Origin of the sequence: Streptomyces sp. NPDC008313 (genome assembly GCF_042956125.1) — a bacterium.
In the GTDB taxonomy this organism is placed as follows: domain Bacteria; phylum Actinomycetota; class Actinomycetes; order Streptomycetales; family Streptomycetaceae; genus Streptomyces.
Map to the genome: position 1 here is coordinate 225,257 of NZ_JBIBFR010000003.1, position 18,342 is coordinate 243,598.

Annotated in this window: 17 protein-coding genes; 6 read left to right on the forward strand and 11 right to left on the reverse strand. The window is 71.1% G+C overall.

The genetic code is table 11. The features are described 5' to 3' along the window. Positions 1-120 precede the first annotated feature (120 nt). Genes ACFY93_RS05790 through ACFY93_RS05805 form a run of 4 tightly spaced genes read left to right on the forward strand, consistent with a single transcriptional unit; the run spans position 121 to position 3,729 of the window. Positions 121-1,236, forward strand: a complete 1,116-nt coding sequence (locus ACFY93_RS05790; RefSeq protein WP_391353886.1) for an aliphatic sulfonate ABC transporter substrate-binding protein — start codon at positions 121-123, stop codon at positions 1,234-1,236. 42 nt (positions 1,237-1,278) lie between these two features. Next, on the forward strand, positions 1,279-2,067 hold the full coding sequence (locus ACFY93_RS05795; RefSeq protein WP_391353888.1) for an ATP-binding cassette domain-containing protein: 789 nt from the start codon (positions 1,279-1,281) through the stop codon (positions 2,065-2,067). Further along, positions 2,054-2,974: an ABC transporter permease subunit gene (locus tag ACFY93_RS05800; protein ID WP_391353889.1), complete on the forward strand. Its 921-nt coding sequence runs from the start codon at positions 2,054-2,056 to the stop codon at positions 2,972-2,974. The genes ACFY93_RS05795 and ACFY93_RS05800 overlap by 14 nt, the downstream gene beginning before the upstream one ends. A 5-nt stretch (positions 2,975-2,979) precedes the next feature. Continuing rightward, positions 2,980-3,729, forward strand: a complete 750-nt coding sequence (locus ACFY93_RS05805) for a CbiX/SirB N-terminal domain-containing protein (protein WP_391353890.1) — start codon at positions 2,980-2,982, stop codon at positions 3,727-3,729. Positions 3,730-3,792: 63 nt separating this feature from the next. Here the strand turns inward: ACFY93_RS05805 and ACFY93_RS05810 are convergent, their stop codons facing one another. The 3 genes from ACFY93_RS05810 to ACFY93_RS05820 form a co-directional block, all read right to left on the reverse strand. Next, positions 3,793-4,428, reverse strand: coding sequence for a DsbA family protein (locus ACFY93_RS05810; protein WP_391353892.1), 636 nt, complete (start codon positions 4,426-4,428; stop codon positions 3,793-3,795). 55 nt (positions 4,429-4,483) lie between these two features. Continuing rightward, on the reverse strand, positions 4,484-5,092 hold the full coding sequence (locus tag ACFY93_RS05815; protein WP_391353894.1) for a TIGR03086 family metal-binding protein: 609 nt from the start codon (positions 5,090-5,092) through the stop codon (positions 4,484-4,486). Positions 5,093-5,169: 77 nt separating this feature from the next. Further along, complete coding sequence (locus ACFY93_RS05820; RefSeq protein ID WP_391353896.1) at positions 5,170-5,718, reverse strand: DUF1697 domain-containing protein; 549 nt, start codon at positions 5,716-5,718, stop codon at positions 5,170-5,172. Positions 5,719-5,946: 228 nt separating this feature from the next. On the opposite strand from ACFY93_RS05820, the gene ACFY93_RS05825 reads away from it, so the two are divergent. Continuing rightward, positions 5,947-8,208 (forward strand): MMPL family transporter, encoded by a 2,262-nt coding sequence (locus ACFY93_RS05825; RefSeq protein WP_391353898.1) that lies wholly within the window; start codon positions 5,947-5,949, stop codon positions 8,206-8,208. Between the two features lie 62 nt (positions 8,209-8,270). On the opposite strand, the gene ACFY93_RS05830 is transcribed toward ACFY93_RS05825, so the two are convergent. The 4 genes from ACFY93_RS05830 to ACFY93_RS05845 form a co-directional block, all read right to left on the reverse strand. After that, positions 8,271-9,335: a CDP-alcohol phosphatidyltransferase family protein gene (locus tag ACFY93_RS05830; protein WP_391353900.1), complete on the reverse strand. Its 1,065-nt coding sequence runs from the start codon at positions 9,333-9,335 to the stop codon at positions 8,271-8,273. A gap of 309 nt (positions 9,336-9,644) precedes the next feature. After that, positions 9,645-10,922, reverse strand: coding sequence for an extracellular solute-binding protein (locus tag ACFY93_RS05835; protein ID WP_391353902.1), 1,278 nt, complete (start codon positions 10,920-10,922; stop codon positions 9,645-9,647). Next, entirely contained in the window at positions 10,922-11,755 is an 834-nt protein-coding gene (locus ACFY93_RS05840) for an ABC transporter permease subunit (RefSeq protein WP_391353904.1), read from the reverse strand. Before ACFY93_RS05840 ends, ACFY93_RS05835 begins: the two co-directional genes overlap by 1 nt. Continuing rightward, on the reverse strand, positions 11,752-12,687 hold the full coding sequence (locus ACFY93_RS05845) for an ABC transporter permease subunit (RefSeq protein WP_391353905.1): 936 nt from the start codon (positions 12,685-12,687) through the stop codon (positions 11,752-11,754). The genes ACFY93_RS05840 and ACFY93_RS05845 overlap by 4 nt, the downstream gene beginning before the upstream one ends. Positions 12,688-12,939: 252 nt before the next feature. On the opposite strand from ACFY93_RS05845, the gene ACFY93_RS05850 reads away from it, so the two are divergent. Continuing rightward, on the forward strand, positions 12,940-13,803 hold the full coding sequence (locus tag ACFY93_RS05850; protein WP_391353907.1) for a phosphotransferase: 864 nt from the start codon (positions 12,940-12,942) through the stop codon (positions 13,801-13,803). A 99-nt stretch (positions 13,804-13,902) separates the two neighbouring features. On the opposite strand, the gene ACFY93_RS05855 is transcribed toward ACFY93_RS05850, so the two are convergent. The 4 genes from ACFY93_RS05855 to ACFY93_RS05870 form a co-directional block, all read right to left on the reverse strand. Next, positions 13,903-14,625, reverse strand: coding sequence for an exonuclease domain-containing protein (locus ACFY93_RS05855; RefSeq protein ID WP_391353909.1), 723 nt, complete (start codon positions 14,623-14,625; stop codon positions 13,903-13,905). A gap of 115 nt (positions 14,626-14,740) precedes the next feature. Further along, positions 14,741-15,979 (reverse strand): SAV2148 family HEPN domain-containing protein, encoded by a 1,239-nt coding sequence (locus ACFY93_RS05860; RefSeq protein ID WP_391353912.1) that lies wholly within the window; start codon positions 15,977-15,979, stop codon positions 14,741-14,743. A gap of 121 nt (positions 15,980-16,100) precedes the next feature. Then, positions 16,101-17,426, reverse strand: coding sequence for a copper amine oxidase (locus ACFY93_RS05865; RefSeq protein WP_391353914.1), 1,326 nt, complete (start codon positions 17,424-17,426; stop codon positions 16,101-16,103). Between the two features lie 70 nt (positions 17,427-17,496). Then, a complete protein-coding gene (locus tag ACFY93_RS05870) occupies positions 17,497-18,303 on the reverse strand; it encodes a Tat pathway signal sequence domain protein (RefSeq protein WP_391354148.1) in 807 nt (268 codons plus the stop codon). Positions 18,304-18,342 lie beyond the last annotated feature (39 nt).

Below are 18,342 nucleotides of genomic sequence, written 5' to 3' on the forward strand. Positions count from 1 at the left end.
GAGGACGTACGCGCACCGCTCGCGCGCCCTCACCCCCCGCCCGCACAGACGAAGACCTGCCGACTTCCCGGCCACGACCCGAGGGTCGTGACCGCCGGGCCAACGAGAGGAACCCCTCCCGTGCCTGCCATTCGCTCCCGCCTCCCGCGCCGCGGCGTGGTCGCCGCCCTCGTTCTGCCACTGCTGGCGCTGACCGCCTGCGGCTACGGCTCCCAGGCCTCCGACGGCTCCTCCGGCAAGGAGCGGATCGCCGCCGGGGCCGAGAAGATCGACGGTCTCGACTCCGTGAAGATCGGCTACTTCGGGAACCTGACCCACGGCACCGCGCTGGTGGGCCGCCAGGAGGGCCTGTTCCAGAAGGAGCTGGGCGGCACGAAGGCCGAGTACGCGACCTTCAACGCCGGCCCGTCCGAGATCGAGGCGCTCAACTCGGGCTCCATCGACATCGGCTGGATCGGCCCCTCGCCCTCGATCAACGGCTACACCAAGTCCGCGGGCAAGAACCTGCGGATCATCGGCGGTTCGGCGTCCGGCGGCGTGAAGCTGGTGGTCGACCCGGAGAAGATCAAGTCCCTGAAGGACGTCAAGGGCAAGAGGATCGCGACGCCGCAGCTCGGCAACACGCAGGACGTCGCGTTCCTCAACTGGATCGCGGAGCAGGGCTGGAAGGTCGACGCGAACAGCGGCAAGGGCGACGTCTCGGTGGTCCGCACGGACAACAAGATCACCCCGGACGCCTACAAGTCCGGTTCCATCGACGGCGCCTGGGTTCCGGAGCCGACCGCGTCCAAGCTGGTCGCCGAGGGCGCCGAGGTGCTGCTCGACGAGTCGGCGCTGTGGCCCGACGAGAAGTTCGTGATCACGAACATCATCGTGTCGCAGAAGTTCCTCGAGGAGCACCCGAAGGTCGTCGAGGCGGTCCTGCGTGGCTCGGTGAAGACCAACGCCTGGATCGGCGCCAACCCCGGCAAGGCGAAGGCCGCGGCGAACGCGCGGCTCAAGGCCGACGTCGGCAAGGCCCTGCCCGCCGACGTCCTGGACCCGGCCTGGAAGTCCATCCGGTTCACCGACGACCCGCTGGCCTCCACCCTCGGCAGCGAGGCGGACCACGCGGTCAAGGCGGGCCTCCTGGAGAAGCCCCGGCTCAAGGGCATCTACGACCTCGGGCCGCTGAACAAGGTGCTCCAGGCACAGGGCGAGAGCACGGTCGACGACGCCGGTCTCGGCGCCGAGTAAGCCCGAAAAGCCACCACGTTGAGTCCCCAGGAGGTGACGACCATGGCAACCGCCCTCGCCAAGGCCGCCGACACCGAGGTGTCGGCGCGGCACGCCGCGCGGATCGAGCACGTCTCCAAGTCCTTCGCCACACCCGGCGGAGCGCAGCTCGTCCTCGACGACGTCTCGCTCGACGTCGCGCCGGGCGAGTTCGTCACCCTCCTGGGGGCCTCCGGCTGCGGGAAGTCGACGCTGCTCAACCTGGTCGCGGGACTGGACGCCCCGACCGCCGGCGCCATCACGACCGACGGCCGGCCGGCGCTGATGTTCCAGGAGCACGCGCTGTTCCCGTGGCTGACCGCCGGCAAGAACATCGAACTGGCCCTGAAGCTGCGGGGCGTCGCCAAGCAGGAGCGGCGCGAGAAGGCCGAGGAACTGCTGGAACTCGTACGGCTGAAGGGCGCGTACGGAAAGCGGGTGCACGAGCTGTCGGGCGGTATGCGGCAGCGGGTCGCGATGGCCCGCGCGCTCGGCCAGGACAGCAGGCTGCTGCTGATGGACGAGCCGTTCGCCGCGCTCGACGCCATCACTCGCGACGTGCTGCACGACGAGCTGACCCGTATCTGGCGGGAGACCGGGGTGTCCGTCCTGTTCGTCACGCACAACGTGCGCGAGGCGGTGCGGCTCGCGCAGCGGGTCGTGCTGTTGTCCTCCCGTCCCGGGCGGATCGCGCGCGAGTGGACGGTGGGCATCCCGCAGCCGCGCCGCATCGAGGACACCGACGTGGCCGAGCTGTCCGTCGAGATCACCGAACAACTCCGTGGGGAGATCCGCCGTCATGGCCAGCACTGAGACAACGCCGGAGGATTCCCCGAAGGAGGTGCGGGGCGCCAAGGACGGCCATGACCTGGCGGGTCTGGAGGCGGGGCTCGACGCGCTGGACACGGTCCAGACGAGCCGCACCCCCTTCCGGCAGACGCTCACGCAGAAGATCCTGCCCCCCGTCGTGGCGGTGGCGCTGGTGGTCGTGGTGTGGCAGGCGCTGATCTCGTTCAAGGTCGTCGACGATCCGACGAAGCTGCCGTCGCCGTCGGACGTGTGGGGCGAGGTGGAGAACGCCTGGCTCCAGGGCACCCTGCTCGACTACATCTGGACCAGTGTGTCGCGCGGGCTGTCCGGCTTCGTGCTGGCCCTCGCGATCGGCACGCCGCTGGGTCTGCTGGTGGCGCGGGTGAGGTTCGTGCGCGCGGCCATCGGGCCCATCCTGTCGGGTCTGCAGTCGCTGCCGTCGGTGGCGTGGGTGCCGCCGGCCGTCATCTGGCTCGGTCTCAAGCCGTCGATGATGTACGCGGTGATCCTGCTCGGCGCCGTGCCCTCGATCGCCAACGGCCTGGTGTCCGGCATCGACCAGGTGTCGCCGCTGTTCCTGCGGGCGGGCCGCACCCTGGGCGCGACGGGGCTGCGCGGGACGTACCACATCGTGATGCCGGCGGCGCTGCCCGGCTATCTCGCGGGGCTGAAGCAGGGCTGGGCGTTCTCCTGGCGTTCGCTGATGGCCGCCGAGATCATCGCCTCGTCGCCCGATCTCGGCGTCGGCCTCGGCCAGTTGCTGGAGAACGGCCGTAACGCCAGTTCGATGTCCATGGTCTTCCTCGCCATCCTGCTCATTCTGATCGTCGGTATCGCCATCGACCTGCTGATCTTCAGTCCGCTGGAGCGGTGGGTGCTGCGCAGCCGCGGTCTCCTCGTGAAGAGCTGATCCCCATGCGCGTCCGGACTCCTCGCCCCGTCCTCCTGGTCATCGCCCACGGCAGCCGCGACCCGCGCCATGCCGCGACCGTGCACGCCCTGGTGCGGCGGGTGCGGGCCGAGCGGCCGGGACTGCGCGTGGAGACCGGCTTCCTCGACTTCAACGTCCCGTCGGTGCACGGGGTGCTGGAGTCGCTGGACGCGGAGGGCGTACGGGACGTGGTGGCGCTGCCGCTGCTGCTGACCCGCGCCTTCCACGCCAAGTCGGACATCCCGGCCGTGCTGCGGCAGGCGCCGTCGCGGCTGCGGATCCGGCAGGCGGAGGTGCTCGGCCCGTCGCCGCTGCTGACATCGGCGCTGGAGCGGCGGCTGTACGAGGCGGGGCTGTCCCCCGCCGACAAGTCCTCGACCGGGGTCGTACTGGCCTCGGCGGGGTCCAGTGACCCGGAGGCGATCGCAGTGATCGCAGAAATCGCGCGGGAGTGGCGGCACACCGGTTGGTGCGCCGTGCGGCCTGCGTTCGCCTCCGCATCCCTTCCGCGCACCGAGGACGCGGTGCGCGAGCTGCGCGCCCTCGGGTGCGCGCGCGTCGCGGTCGCGCCCTATGTGCTGGCGCCCGGCTTCCTGCCGGACCGCATCGCGCGGGGCGCGGCCGGCGCGGACGTGCTGGCCGATGTCCTCGGCCCGGCGCCGGAGGTGGCCCGGGTCGTCCTCGACCGGTACGACGAGGCGCGTTCCCCGGCGCTGACGGCGCTGGGGGCGTAGGCTCCCCCAGCGCCGCCGTTCCTCCAGCCTCCGGCGTCGGTACCGCGCGCCGGTTCCTTGTGCTCAGTCGAACGACAGGCCGCCGGTCCGGGTCCGCTTCAGTTCGAAGAAGTCCGGGTGCGCGGCCAGGACGCGGAAGCTGTCGAAGAGTTCGGCCGCCTCCGGGCCGCGCGGAACGGCCCGCAGTACGGGCCCGAACCACACCGTGCCGTCGACGTGGATCGTGGGCGTGCCCACGTAGCCGTCGGAGCCGGGCTCCTTGCCCGCGTCGTGGCTGCGGCGCACGGCGTCGTCGTACGCGGGGTCGTGGGCGGCCGAGGCGAGCTCGGGCGGCAGTCCCAGCTCCGCGAGGGACGCGGCGATCACGGCGTCGAAGTCGTCCTCGCCCCGCTCGTGGATCCGCCGGCCGAAGGCCGTGTACAGATCACGCAGCACCTTGTCGCCGTGCCGGCCGGCGGCGGCCACCGCGACCCGCACGGGCCCGATCGACTTGTCGACGAGTTCCCGGTACCACTCGGGCAGTTCGTTGCCGATGTTGTGCAGATACAGGCTCATCGCGTGGAAGCGGAGGTCGAGCGGGCGTTCGCGCTCGACCTCGAGCAGCCAGCGGGAGGTGATCCAGGCGAAGGGGCAGGCGGGGTCGAAGTAGAAGTCGACGCGGGTGGGCGGGACGGAGCCGAGGGGCGCTACGTTCGTCATGCCGCCGACGCTAGCCGCCCGGTGGTACGCGACCGCGGTCCAATTCGCTCTCGTCTCACTGGTCCACTTTCCGGGTGACGCCCTGCTTCGGGTCGCGCCCGCTCGACGCCAGGGCGCGGTCGAGGACGGGGGCGTCGTCGGGGACGGGCACCTTCTCGGCGAAGCCGTCGTACTGCCGGTAGATGTCGCCGTGCGTCTCGACGACGTCGAGGACGAAGCGGGCCGCGCCGTCAGAGACGCGGAGTTCCTGGCCGGTGGCCACGGCGACGTCCCAGCCGTGCACCGCCATCTCCTTCACGATCATGGAGGCGACGTCGGCCGCGGGCGCCTTCCCCCCGCCGAAGTCGATCTCGCCCTCCCACACCGCCGGGTCGTCCCAGGCGGCGACGGCCCGCTCCAGCCGCCGGGCGTAGGCGTCCGCCCAGTCCGCCTCTGCCGTGAAGTCCCGCCCGGTCAGCTCCTCGGGGAGCGCCGCGCGGCGGGCGCGGTGCTCCAGGCCGTGGGAGGTGTAGAGGACCCAGTGGTTCACCAGGGCGCGCACGTCCCAGTCGCCGCAGTGCGTGGGATCGGCCAGCTGCCCGGCGGTGACCCCGCGGGCCACCCGGGCGGCCTCGGCGGCGCATTCCACCATGTACGGGTGCACGTTCTTGTACGTCGTGTCCATGCCTCCACGCTAGGAACCCGGCGCCGGGACCTCTTGAAGAAACGCGACAGGGTCCCGGCGGCCGCCGCGGGGCCGGATCAGCCCTCGGTCAGGTCCACGAGCTTGGTGACGGTGTTCCAGTTGCGGCTGGTGGCGACGGTGCCCTTGAGCAGGGCGGGCCGGGAGAGGACCGGCGCCAGTTTCGAGACGCCGAGGCCCTGGGGTGCGTAGAGGTAGAGGACGCGGTCGCCGAGACGGAACTCCTCCGGGAGGAACGCCGCCCGGTCGACGCCGGCGAAGCGCTCCTCGCCGACCGGCCCGGAGAAGTACGTGGCGTGCAGCTGCTTGGCCTCCAGCTCGGCGGCGGGGAACGGGCAGGCGTCCCGGACGGCCTTCAGATAGGCGTGGTCGCGGACCAGGACGCCGACGGCGAACCCGAAGTGCTTCTCCAGGGTCCGGCCCAGCTCGGCCGCGAGCGAGTCCTCGTCGCCGTGGGCGCTGCCGAAGACCGCGTTGCCGCTCTGCAGGTAGGTGCTCACCCCGTCGTACCCCAAGTCCTGCATCAGGGCCCTCAGTTCGGCCATCGGAACCTTCTTGGCCCCGCCCACGTTGATTCCTCGCAGCAGCGCCGCGTACCTGGTCGTCATCCGCTCACCCTAGAAGGACCGCGCCCCTGATGCCCGGTGGTCGCGGTCCCCGATATGTGTAAGGGGCCGCTGTCCTCCGCATGGCTGATACCGACCGGGCCAGGGGGATGACTCCCCCGCGGGAGGGTTCACCGGGAGGCAGGAGGGAACCGGCTCCCGCGCGCCATACCTTCATGGAGGGAGGTGACGGCGTGGGGCTGTCACCCGGGACGAGGGGGCTGGCCCATCATGGTGAGCGGAAGGACGAGGGTGCGCGGCATCGCCGCCCGGGCGGGCGGCTGGAGCGCCCGGCACCGATGGGCTGCCGTCGGTATCTGGGTGCTGTTCGTCGTGCTGGCGATGGGTGTGGGTTCGGCCGTGGGCCGCGCCGACGTGAACGAGAGCGACCAGCTCAAGGGCGAGACCCACACGGCCGCCCGCATCATCGAGGACGCGGGGATCGAGGAGCCGGCCGGGGAGTCGGTGCTGGTCCAGGCGAAGGGCTCGGACCTGAAGGCCACCGACGCCGAGTTCCGCTCGGCGGTCGCCGCGGTCGTCGACGCCGTCGAGGGCACGGGCGAGGTCACCGACGTGACCTCGCCGTACGACACGAAGACGATATCCGAGGACGGCCGCAGCGCACTGGTGCAGTTCGACATGCGCGGCGACTCGGACACCGCGGGCGAGCGCGTCGAGCCGGTGCTGAACGCCGTCGAGGGGGTGCAGAAGAAGCACGACGGGCTGCGGATCGAGGAGATCGGCGGCGCCAGCATGATGAAGACGTTCGACGACGCGTTCGGCGACGACTTCCAGAAGGCCGAGTACTCCGCGGTCCCGGTGGCGCTGGGCATTCTGCTGATCGCCTTCGGCGCGCTGGTCGCGGCGCTGCTGCCGGTGGCGCTCGCGGTCACCGCGATCATGGCGACGATGGGCCTGATGGGCATCGTCAGCCATCTGCAGCCGATGAGCGACACGGCGAACTCCGTGATGCTGCTGGTGGGGCTGGCCGTCGGCGTCGACTACTGCCTGTTCTATCTGCGGCGTGAGCGCGAGGAGCGCGCGGCGGGCCGGGACGCGGAGACCGCCCTGCGGATCGCCGCCGCCACCAGCGGCCGTGCCATCGTCGTCTCCGGTGTCACCGTGTGCGTGGCCATGGCCGGAATGCTCTTCACCGGTCTCGCCGAGTTCGAGGCGATGGGCCTGGCCTCGCTGATGGTCGTGGCGGTCGCCATGGTCGGTTCCGTCACGGTGCTTCCGGCGCTGCTGTCCCTGCTCGGCGAGCGGGTCGAGAAGGGCCGCCTCCCCTTCCTGCACCCCGACAAGCGGCGCGCGAAGCGGGGCGGCAACGGGGAGAGCCGGTTCTGGAGCGCGGTCCTGCGGGTCGTGCTCGCCAAGCCGGCCGTCGCCCTGGCCGTCGCCGCCGGCGCACTGCTGGCCATCGCCGCCCCCGCGCTCGGCATGAAGACGCAGAACCTCACCCTGGACCAGGAGTTCGGCGACTCGCTGCCGATCGTCGGCACCTACAACCGGGTCAACGACGCGTTCCCCGGCGGTTCCGAGCCGGCCGAGGTCGTCGTCAAGGCGGACGACATCAACGCCTCGGACGTGAAGTCGGCGCTGGCGGACTTCCGTGACCGGGCGATCAGTTCGGGTGCCTCACGCGGCCCGGTCGACATCAAGGTGCACGACGAGCAGAACGTCGCCTTCGTGTACGTACCGCTGGTGGGCGGATCGGACCAGGACAAGGCGGAGAAGAGCCTGGAGCTGCTGCGCGACGAGGTACGGCCGGACACGCTCGGCAAGGTCGAAGGGGTGGAGGCGCCGGTCACCGGGCAGGTCGCCGGGTCGCACGACTTCAACGACCAGCTGGTCGGCTCGGTCGTGCCGGTCTTCGCCTTCGTCGTGGTCTTCGCCTTCCTGCTGATGCTCCTGTCGTTCCGCTCGCTGACGGTCGCGATCACGTCGATCGTCCTCAACCTGCTGTCCGTGGGCGCCGCCTACGGCATCCTGGTCGCCGTCTTCCAGCACGGCTGGGGCGCCTCGCTGGTGGGCGCGGAGGGTGTGGGAGCCATCGTCACCTGGCTGCCGCTGTTCCTCTTCGTGATCCTGTTCGGGCTCTCGATGGACTACCACGTCTTCGTGGTCTCGCGGATCCGTGAGGCGCGGCTGCGGGGACGCAGCACCGAGGAGGCCATCCGGCACGGTGTGGTGACCACGGCCGGGGTCGTGACGAGCGCCGCCGTCATCATGGTCGCCGTCTTCGCGATCTTCGGGACGCTGTCCATGCAGTCCATGAAGCAGATGGGCGTGGGCCTGGCGGCAGCGGTGCTGATCGACGCGACGGTCATCCGCGGTGTGCTGCTGCCGGCCGTGATGGCCCTGCTGGGCGAGCGGAACTGGTACCTGCCCAAGTGGCTGCACCGGCTCCCCGACCTCACGCACGACGAGCCGGAGCCGCCCGCGGCGCCGCGCCCGCCGATGGTCGACGAGGGCGAGCCCGCACGGGTGTGATCCACCGGTGAACGGACGACGGGGCCGGGGTGCCGTACGCACCCCGGCCCCGTCGTCGTGTGTCACGCGGCGGTGGCCACGTCCTGCCGCTCGCGCTCGAAGGAGTCGATGGTGCGCGTGAAGTCGCGCGTCGACAGCAGCAGCTTGTAGATGATGGCGAGCTCGAAGACCAGCAGCAGAGCGCCCGAGACGATCGTCGCCTCGATCACCGAGTCGAGGAAGGGGCCGATCATGAAGACGCCCATCTGGAACTCGATGCCGCTGATCAGGTGCGTGCGGATGCGGTGCCGCAGCAGGAACGACCGGAAGCGCAGGTAGGAGGGGAAGCGGTGGCGGAACTCCTGGTGCAGGTCGATGACCTGGGCCTGCTTGGCGGACGCCGTGGCCTCGCCCTCGGCGCCCCCCTCGGTGCCGGCGCCTGGCTCCGTGACGGTGCCCTCGGCGGTGGCGGTGCCCATGACGGTGTCGGTGCCTTCGGCGGTGGCGGTCCGGGTCATGGCCACCTTGCGCAGGTCCTGCTCGATGTCCGCCTCGGGGTTCTCGCGCAGCAGGTCCTCCATGAAGGCCAGCTCTTCCTGGTTCGCCGCGCGGCGGGCCTCCCGCATGCGTGCCTTGATCTGCTTGCGCATGGTGTGGCGGATCTTGAAGATTTCCAGGGAGTTGATGTAGCGCAGGGTGTCCAGGCCCACCACGGCGAGGGCGAGCCAGATGTAGATCGTCTCGCCGGTGCGGTGGAACTGGCCGGCCATGAGCGCGACCGAACACACCATCACGCGGATACGGTCGAAGACGAAGTCGAGCCAGGCGCCGAACACGGATCCCTGTCCGGTGAGGCGGGCGACCTTTCCGTCCATGCAGTCGAGGATGAAGCTGAAGTGGTAGATGACGCCACCGGCGATCAGCCAGCGCCAGTCACCGAACGCGAAACAGACCGACGAGGCCAGTCCGAGCAGGAACGCGCCCCAGGTGATCTGGTTCGGGGTGATCCTCGTACGCCTCGCGACAAGTCTGACCAGCGGTGTCGCCACCGGGTCGACGAGCATCACCGTCCACCACGCATCGCGCTTCTTCTCCGTGATACGGCGCACCTCTGCGAGTGGCGGAATGTCTCGGCGTATGGATCGCATGGTCAACTTCCTGGCGTTCGATGTGAGTTCATCTCACGTTAGGAAAGAGTCCGGTAAGGGAACAAGATCCCGCCCGTGCAACCTTCTGCGGGGGTCAGATGTCCAACCACCGAGCCAAGTCGATGCCTTTTTCGGACCCTGGCCGTGTTATCGGAGCGTTACCGAATGACCTGACCGTTATCCAAAGAGCGCCAGGGCTTCACCGTTTCCGTGGAACCGTGACCCCGCTGAATTCCACAGGACGCGGACAGTGACGCAGACCGGGCCGCGAGGCCGCTCCCACCAGGGGTTCACCCGGCGCGACACCGCTCAGCGCTGATAGCGGGCCAGGACGAGATTTCCGTCCTTCTCCAGGCGTTCGCGCAGCTCATCCAGTCCGATCGCGCCGCTGTAGTACTCCTGGAAGGCGGGGGTGGCGACCTTGTCCTTCCACTCCGGGTAGCCGCGGACGGACTGGGCGGGGGCCGGCCGGAGGTGTCCGGCGAGCGCGGTGCCCGTCGCCCAGTCGTTCTCGGTGGTGTGCAGCGCGGGGTCTTTCAAAGCCTGTGTGCCGGTGGGCAGCATCCAGTCGCCGAGCGCCAGCCGGACCATGTTCTTCGGCCGCAGCAGGAAGTCGAGGAACTCGGCGGCCTCCTTCTTGTGGGGGCTGTCCTCGGCGATGGACAGGGTCTGCGGGCTGACGCCCTGGCTGAGGCCGTCGGCGCCGGCCGGGGCGGGCAGCACCTGCCAGTCGAAGCCCTCGGGTGCCTGCTGGACGATCTGCTGGCGGTAGGAGAAGCCGAGCGGCACCATCGCGTACTTGCCGGCGAAGAACCCGGGCAGGGTGTCGGAGCCGCCCATGCCGAGCGTGGCGCCCGAGGCGCTCGCGTCCTGGTTGACCTCGTCGTGGACGGTGCGCGGGACCACGGCGTCCGCGTCGGTGAAGCGGACCTCCACCTTGCCATCCCCGTCCCGGTGGAAGAGCTGCCCGCCGGTGGACAGGGAGAGGTTCAGCGTCGCCGAGACGGGTTCCTTCAGCGGCCAGGCGACGCCGTACCGGCCGTGTCCGCTCAGCTGTCCGGCGATGCGCCGGAACTCCTCCCAGCTCCAGGGGCGCTGCGGGGTGGGCACGCGGACGCCCGCCTCGCGCAGCAGGTCGGCGTTGGCGATCAGGACGCGCGGCTCCTGGAGGAACGGCACGCCGTAGATCCCGTCCCCGAAGGTGGCCGTGGCCCAACTGCGCTCGGGGATGCCGGACTTGAGCCGGGACGGCAGCAGGCCGTGCAGGTCGGCGAGGTAGCCCCCGTACGCGAAGTCGGCGAGGTCGTCCGAGGCGTCGTGGATGATGTCGGGTGCCTCACCGCCCTCGAAGGAGGTGAGCAGCTGGTCGTGCACGCTGTCCCAGCTCCCCTGCACGTACTTCACCCGTACGTCAGGGTGCGTGGCGTTCCACTCGCGCACCAGCTCCTTGTTGGCCGCGACCGACTCCTGCTGCCAGGCCAGGGACTGGAAGCGCAGGGTGATCACCCCGTCCGGCTCACCGCCGCCGGCCGTGCACCCGGCGAGCAGCAGGCCGAACACCGCCAGAAACGCCGCCCATGACCTCATCAGCTCTTCACCGCCCCGGCGAGCATCCCGCCCGTGATCCGCTTCTGGATGAGCGCGAAGACGACCAGCGACGGCAGCGTCGCCAGGAACGCCGCCGCGGCCAGCGGCCCGAGGTCCGCCACGCCCTCCGCGCCGATGAAGTGCGTGAGCACGACCGGCAGCGTCTGGTTCTCCGGGGTCTTGAGCAGCACGAGCGCGAAGAAGAACTCGTTCCACGCGCTGATGAAGGCGAACAGTGCCGTCGCCACGATGCCGGGCGCGAGCAGCGGCGCCGTGACGAAGACCAGGATCCGGACCCGGCCCGCGCCGTCCACCGCGGCGGCCTCCTCCAGCTCGACGGGCACCGCCCGCACGTACCCCACCAGCATCCACAGCGCGAACGGCAGCGCCCACACCACGTACACCAGGACCAGTCCCGGCAGTGAGTCGATCAGCCGGAGGTTCTTGAGGACCAGGAACAGCGGAATGATCACCAGCACGAAGGGGAACGCCTGGCTGACCACGACCCACCCGGTGGCGGCCCTGGCCAGAAGGGTCCGCCGGCGCGCCATGACGTACGCCATCGGCGTCGCGATCAGTACGGCGACGAGCGCCGCGCCGAGCGCCGCCAGCAGGGAGTTGAGCCCGGCGCGCAGCAGCGGCTGCTCGTCGAAGGCCTGCCGGAAGTTGGCGAGGGTGGGGTCCTCGGGGATCCAGGTGGGATGCAGGTCGGCCAGCTCCCGTGCCGGTCTGAAGGCGGTGGAGATCAGCCAGAGGAAGGGAAAGGCGAGGAAGACGAGGTAGGCGGCGAGTGCGAGGTACTGGCCCGTGCGGGCCCTCTTCCCGGTCTTCACGTGTTCTCGTCCCCCCTCAGCCGGCCCACGAGTCGCACGGCGAGGATCACGGAGATCACCGCGACCATCACACAGCCCATCGCCGCCGCGTATCCGAACTGCCCGTAGCGGAAGGCCTCCTCGTAGGCGAAGAGCATGGGCAGCCGGGTGCGCCCGCCCGGTCCGCCGTTGGTGAGCACGTAGACCAGCGCGAAGGAGTTGAAGTTCCAGATGAGGTTGAGCGCAGTGATGGCGAAGGCGACCGGTCGGAGCGCGGGCCAGGTGACCGTCCGAAAGCGGCGCCAGGCTCCGGCGCCGTCCACCGCGGCCGCCTCGTGCAGTTCGCGCGGTGTGTTCTGCAGTCCGGCGAGCAGGGCGACCGTGGTCTGCGGCATGCCCGCCCAGACGCCGACGACGATCACCGCCGGCAGGGCGGTGCCGAGGCCGGACAGCCAGTCCCGCCCGTCGCCGAGGCCCAGGTCGCGGACCGTCTCGTTCAGGATGCCGGCGTCCGGGTTGTAGACGAGCCGCCACATGATGCCGACGACGACCTCGGGCATCGCCCAGGGGATGACCGCCAGTGCCCGCGCGAGCCCGCGCAGTCTCAGGTCCTGGTCGAGCAGGAGGGCGAGTCCGAGTGCGAGCAGGAACTGCGGCACGGTCACCGCGGCCGCCCACAGCAGACCGACCCGGAACGACTCCCAGAACAGCGTGTCGTGCAGCAGGTCCTGGAAGTTGAGAACCCCGGTCCACCGCGTCGGCTCGGTCCGCCCGGACTGGGAGTCGGTGAAGGCCAGCGCGATCCCGTAGAGCAGCGGTCCGACGCTGAGCACCAGGATCGGGATGAGCGCGGGCAGGACCAGGAACCACGCGCCGTGGTCGGCGGGGCGGCGGCCTCCGCCCGCTGCCGGTCCCTTGCGCACCGGCCGCGTCGTCGGGGGCGCCCCTGTCACGTGATCGGCTCCTTCAGGCGGCTCGGACGGTACGGGTCTGCCTGCGCGGGTGCTCACGGTCCGGTCTCCCGGCCCGGACCCCCGTCATGGTCCTGACGGACCGGCACGGCGTCAAGGCAGCGCACAAGCCCTTTCGCCGCTCCCTTCGCCCGGCGCGACCAGTGCGAATGCGACACTGGCCGCCGTGGGGCGTGATCACGGCGCCCGGAACACACGGGCCGCGAGGTCCGTGGGATCCCTGGGAGGAGAAGGATGGACGAGGCGAGCGCGCGGGACGTACTGGCCGCGGCGGACGTGCTGCCGGGCCGCGCGCGGGACGCACGGCTCCTCGCTCTGGGCGAGAACGCGGTGTTCGCGGCCTCGGACCTGGTCGTCAAGGTGGGGCGCGGCGCCGAGCTCCTCGACCGGGCCCGCCGGGAGGTGGACATCGCGGACTGGCTCGCCGACGCGGGCGTCCCCGCGGTGCGCGCGGCCCGCCCCGAGGCGCTGCTGGTGAACGGCCACCCGGTGACCGTCTGGCACCGGCTGCACGAGGCCGTACGCCCCGCCGGACCGGGTGACCTGGCCGGGCTGCTGCGTGTGGTGCACGCACTGCCCTCCCCCTCCTTCGCACTGCCGCCCCGCGAGCTGCTGGACGGCGTGGAGCGCTGGCTGCGCCTCGCGGGTGACGCGATCGACCCCGCGGACGCGGAGTATCTGCGCGAGCGCCGCGACGGGTTCGCGGCGGCCGCGGCGGGGCTGACCCCGCATCTGCCGCCCGGCCCGATCCACGGCGACGCGCTCCCCCGCAACGTCCACGTCGGACCGGACGGCCCGGTTTTGGTCGACCTGGAGACCTTCTCCGCCGATCTCCGCGAGCACGACCTGGTGGTGATGGCCCTCTCCCGCGACCGCTACGGACTCCCGGCCGACGCCTACGACGCGTTCACCCGGGGGTACGGCTGGGACGTGCGCGAGTGGGACGGCTGCGGTGTGCTGCGCGGCGCCCGGGAGACCGCGAGCTGCGCCTGGGTCGCGCAGCACGCGCCGAGCAACCCGAAGGCGCGTGCCGAGTTCGGGCGGCGGGTGGCGTCGCTGCGGGACGGTGACGAGACGGTGCGCTGGTACCCGTTCTGACCGGCCCGCGCGTCCCGGACCCCGGCCCGTCGGTCCCGCGGGTGCGGTGCCGCGGGGTCCCCGGGTACGGGTGTCGGGTCCCTCGGGGCGTGCCGGTGCTCAGACCGTCTGGTCGGCCAGGTTCCTCAGCGGCCACACGCCGTCCACCACCGCTGTCGTGTCCCCCTTGCGGCGCAGGAAGCTCTGGAAGTCCGCCGCCCATTGCGCGTACCACTCGATCTGACGGCGGTGCAGGTCCGCCGGGCCGAGGGCCGCGACCTTCGGGTGGCGGCCGGCTATCGCCCCGGCGAGCCGGGCGGCGGCCAGCGCGTCCGCCGAGGCGTCGTGCGCGGCGTCGAGCAGGACCCCGTACTCCGTGCAGACCGCTTCGAGGTTGCGCTTGCCCCTGCGGTAGCGGTCCACGGAGCGGTCGATGGTGTAGGGATCGATGACCGGCGCGGGCTCCGCCCCGCCGAGCCGCTCGCGCAGGGACGGCAGCCTGTATCTGCGCAGTTCGGCGGAGAGCAGGGTCAGGTCGAAGGCGGCGTTGTACGCGACGACCGGGACGCCCGTGTTCCAGTACCCGGTGAGGACGCCGGCGATGGCGTCGGCGACCTGGTCGGCGGGGCGGCCCTCGGCCGCCGCCCGCTCGTTGGTGATGCCGTGGACCGCGACCGCGTCCGCCGGGATCTCCACCCCCGGATCGGCCAGCCACTCGCGGTGCCCGACCGGCTCGCCGTCCCTGACCTCGATCACGGCCCCCGTGACGATGCGCGCCTCGCGCGGATCCGTGCCGGTCGTCTCCAGGTCGAAGCCGATCAGCAGCTCCCGGTGCCAGCCCATGGCGGCCCCCCTTCTTCGTGGTGCGTTCCCCCGATGACCAACACGATCGCACGGGCCACTGACAATCCGACGGGCGCGTTCCGCTTGTGCGTGGGAGGGGCGTGCGGACCGGGGATCAGGAGACGGGCCGCGAGTCCGCCCAGGCCTGCTCGAACTCTTCGCGGTATGTCGGGAAAAGTCCCTCGTCGTGGTGCTCGTCCGGCTTGACCACCCGTCCGCCGCCGCGCAGCACCAGCACCGGCGCCTCCATGCCGCGCGTCCTGCGCAGATAGGACTGCACGACCGCTATGCCGTCCGAGCCGTCCCCGTCGACGAGGTAGGCGGTGAAGCGGGGGGTCTCGTCGAAGACCTGGATCGCGAAGGCGTCCGGGTCGCGCAGCCGGGCCCGGACCCGGCGCATGTGCAGGATGTTCATCTCGACGGCGCGGCTCAGCTCGCCGCGTTTGATGCCGAGTTCGCGCTCGCGCCGCTTCACCGCGCTGGAGGCGGGGTTGAGGAAGAGCAGCCGCGCCCGGCACCCGGCCTCGGCGAGCCGTACGAGCCGGCGTCCGGAGAAGTTCTGCACGAGCAGGTTCAGGCCGATGCCGATGGCGTCGAGCCTGCGGGCGCCGCCGAAGATGTCCTCGGCGGGGAACTGCCGCAGCAGCCGGACACGGTCCGAGTGCACGCCGACGACGTCCGCGTACCGGTCGCCGACCAGGTCCTCGACCGCGTCGACGCGCAGTCTGCGCGCGGACGGCACGTCACTGCCCGCGCCGAGTATCTCCAGCAGCCGCGCCGACGCCCGCTCGGCCTGTCCCAGGACCGCCTCGGACAGCGCCCGGTTGCGGGAGACCACGTTCCGGGTGACCTCCAGCTCGTCCAGGGCGAGTTCGACGTCCCGGCGCTCGTCGAAGTACGGCTCGAAGCACGGCCAGTGCTGCACCATCAGTTCGCGCAGCTGCGGCAGGGTCAGGAAGCTCAGCACGTTGTCGTCGGCCGGGTCCAGCAGGTACCCCTTGCGGCGGCTGACCTCACGGACGGCGACCGCCCGCTGCACCCACTCCTGGCCTGCCGGTCCGGCCGCGGCGACCACCCACTCGTCGCCGTGGACGGGTTCGTAGATCGGTCGCAGAACAGCGGCCACGACGGCGCGCAGCCGCTGTTCGACGAGGTTGAGCCAGATGTAGGCGCGGCCGGCCCGCTGGGCGCGGGTGCGTACCTCGTGCCAGGCGTCGGCGCCCCAGTCCAGTTCCGGGCCGATGGAGCCCATCTCCATCGGCCGTGCCAGGGACACCGCACCGGGCGGGACCTCTGTGGAGTTCCCCTCGTGACCCTCGTCACCAGGGGGCAGCTCCAGCCCTCCCGAGCCCACCCGCGCACCGCCTTCCGCTCCCCCGAGCTCTCCCGTGGGGCCAGGCCCACTCAACGATCAAGGAAGGGTACTCCGGGAGCGTCCGGCGGTGCAGCCCGATGGACAGGGTGGTTTCCCGACCTCAGTTCTCCGGGCGGCCGTTCTGGTCGGCGAGCCCCGGGGGCGTGAGCGGATTCATGGCGGTCACGTCACGCGGCGCGATCGAGAATCCCTGCCAGTGGACCGGCATCGGCTGCTGGTCCTCGTCCCGGGCGATGTGGTGGAAGCCGACGTTCACCCAGGCCACCGGGTGCGAGAGGGTCTGGCCGTCGACCCACTTGTCGACGGACTTCCCCGCGCCGCTGCCGCAGTTGCGCAGGTTGTTGCTCGCGAACTGCTCGCACTTCTTGTACTGCGTGAAGTAGATGTCGTGCTTCGTGAAGCTGCGGCCGGGGTACTTGGTCGTCGGCCCGGGGACGAACTCGTAGGAACGCGCGTGGTTGTCGGCGTTCTTGCCGGTGTTGCTGACGACCCGCCACCAGCGCATGTTCTTGGCGTCGCCCGCGAGTTCCTTGGTGACCTTGGTCCTGGTGGTCTTCGCGGTGGGGCCCTGGTCGCGCGAGGTCGGCGCGCTGACCTTGGAGTCGTACTGCTCGACCTTGCTCTTGGTGGAGCCGTCGAGGCCGAAGTTGAGCCGCCAGAAGACGTTGTGGCTGTGGCTGGTGGCGTAGGCCTTGGCGCCCTTGCCGAGGGGCCAGCCGCGGCCGTCGCCCGCGTCGTAGTCGCCGGGCGAGAGGCTGCCGGTGGCGCCGACGTTCATGTGGATCGTGCCGTCGTCCTGGAAGCGCCACTCGGTGATGTACTCGTACCAGCCGGTCTGGTTGACCGTGTAGACGAGCAGGTCCTTGCCCTGGGTCTGCCAGACCTTGTTCGCGGTGTCGCCCTGCATCCGGTAGGCATGGCCACGCGAACGGGTGGTCGTACACAGGCCCTTGACGCTCGGGTGCTGGGGGTCCCAGGCGTCCGGGACCTTGACCGTCTTGATGGTGCCGCCGGGGCACTCGCCGGGGGCCATCTCCATCAGGCCCTGGCCGAACCCGGCGCCGGTGAGGTCGTCGTACTCGGCGTCGCCGCTGTCGTACGGCACGTGGATCTGGGCGAGCTTGGCGCTGGTGAGGATCTTGATCGGGGCGGCCTCGCCCTTGGGCTGGTACGAGATGTCCTCCAGGACCAGCCCGGCCTCGCTCTCGTAGTGCCAGCACATCCGCCAGGTGGTGCCGCTGTCGAGCTTCTGTTCGATCTTGTACGCCGAGCTGCAGTCGGCGGCGGCCGCGGACGCCGCCCTGGACGACGTCGTGGCCTGGGCGGTGGCCGGTCCGGCGGCGGCCGCGGCCCCGACGGTCAGGGCGGCCACCGACAGGCCCACCGTCGCCCGGCTGCGGGCACGGCTGATTCTGTTCACGCGCATGAGGAACTGACTCCCTTGCGAAAGCGGGAAGGAGAGAAGTGGAAGAGGCCGAAGGCGGTGGCGGGCTCGCTCAGCCGAGCTTGCCGACCTTGCGGGCGCTGAGGTCGATCACCAGGTCACGGCTGTCGATCCAGGGCCCGTTCTTGACCTTCGGGAACAGCCGCACACACCGGTGCTTGCCGCAGTCGGCGAGAGCGGCGGGCGTGGCGCTGGTGGCCCGGTAGACCATGCTGTTGAGCATGAGCTGGTCGGGTGTGGTGAGCGCCTTGCCGGTGGCGTCCTTGTAGTCGGCCTTCAGACCGGCCCCGAGCGGGTCGCCGATCAGCAGCCGCGCCGCCTCGACCGTCTCGTCGCGGCTGATGGGCGGCTGGACACCGTGCTGGGTGCCGGTCTCCTCCACCTTCCCGGTGTCGAGGTTGACGGTCCGGGTGACGAGCGTGTCGTCCTTGTAGTCGTAGTACGACACGTCCGCGCGGCGTGGCGCGTTCGGGTCGTCGAGTTCGTCCTCCTCGGGCTCGGCGAGTCCGACGCCGAGCCGCTGCGGCCCCCGCTCGCCCTCGACGTTCTCACTGGACGTCAGCAGCGACCGGTTGAGGGCGATGCGCTCGACGCGCTTCAGCTCGTCGTCGGTCAGCGGGTCGCGGCCGTTGCCCTTCTCGCCCTCGGCGGGCGCCTCCTCGACCACACCGGGCTCCGCCGCGGCCCGCGCGCCGCCCGCCTGCCCGCTGCCGGCCGCTCCCGTGGCGGCCGAGCCGCCCTGTCCTCCGCCCGAGTCGTCGGCCCCGGCCGACCCCGGAAGGGTCACCGCCGCCATCACGGCGGTTCCCGCCACCGCGATGGCGGCACCTGCCACCACCTTGCCCAGGTGACGGCGCATCATCTCGCGCACATTTCCCCCTACTCCCTGTCTCCCCGG

Coding starts and splice junctions, on each gene's coding strand:
- ACFY93_RS05795 (WP_391353888.1), top strand. CDS start 1,279: ATGGCAACCGCCCTCGCCAAGGCCGCCGACACCGAGGTGTCGGCGCGG.
- ACFY93_RS05800 (WP_391353889.1), top strand. CDS start 2,054: ATGGCCAGCACTGAGACAACGCCGGAGGATTCCCCGAAGGAGGTGCGG.
- ACFY93_RS05805 (WP_391353890.1), top strand. CDS start 2,980: ATGCGCGTCCGGACTCCTCGCCCCGTCCTCCTGGTCATCGCCCACGGC.
- ACFY93_RS05810 (WP_391353892.1), bottom strand. CDS start 4,428: ATGACGAACGTAGCGCCCCTCGGCTCCGTCCCGCCCACCCGCGTCGAC.
- ACFY93_RS05815 (WP_391353894.1), bottom strand. CDS start 5,092: ATGGACACGACGTACAAGAACGTGCACCCGTACATGGTGGAATGCGCC.
- ACFY93_RS05820 (WP_391353896.1), bottom strand. CDS start 5,718: ATGACGACCAGGTACGCGGCGCTGCTGCGAGGAATCAACGTGGGCGGG.
- ACFY93_RS05825 (WP_391353898.1), top strand. CDS start 5,947: ATGGTGAGCGGAAGGACGAGGGTGCGCGGCATCGCCGCCCGGGCGGGC.
- ACFY93_RS05830 (WP_391353900.1), bottom strand. CDS start 9,335: ATGCGATCCATACGCCGAGACATTCCGCCACTCGCAGAGGTGCGCCGT.
- ACFY93_RS05835 (WP_391353902.1), bottom strand. CDS start 10,922: ATGAGGTCATGGGCGGCGTTTCTGGCGGTGTTCGGCCTGCTGCTCGCC.
- ACFY93_RS05850 (WP_391353907.1), top strand. CDS start 12,940: ATGGACGAGGCGAGCGCGCGGGACGTACTGGCCGCGGCGGACGTGCTG.
- ACFY93_RS05855 (WP_391353909.1), bottom strand. CDS start 14,625: ATGGGCTGGCACCGGGAGCTGCTGATCGGCTTCGACCTGGAGACGACC.
- ACFY93_RS05865 (WP_391353914.1), bottom strand. CDS start 17,426: ATGCGCGTGAACAGAATCAGCCGTGCCCGCAGCCGGGCGACGGTGGGC.
- ACFY93_RS05870 (WP_391354148.1), bottom strand. CDS start 18,303: ATGCGCCGTCACCTGGGCAAGGTGGTGGCAGGTGCCGCCATCGCGGTG.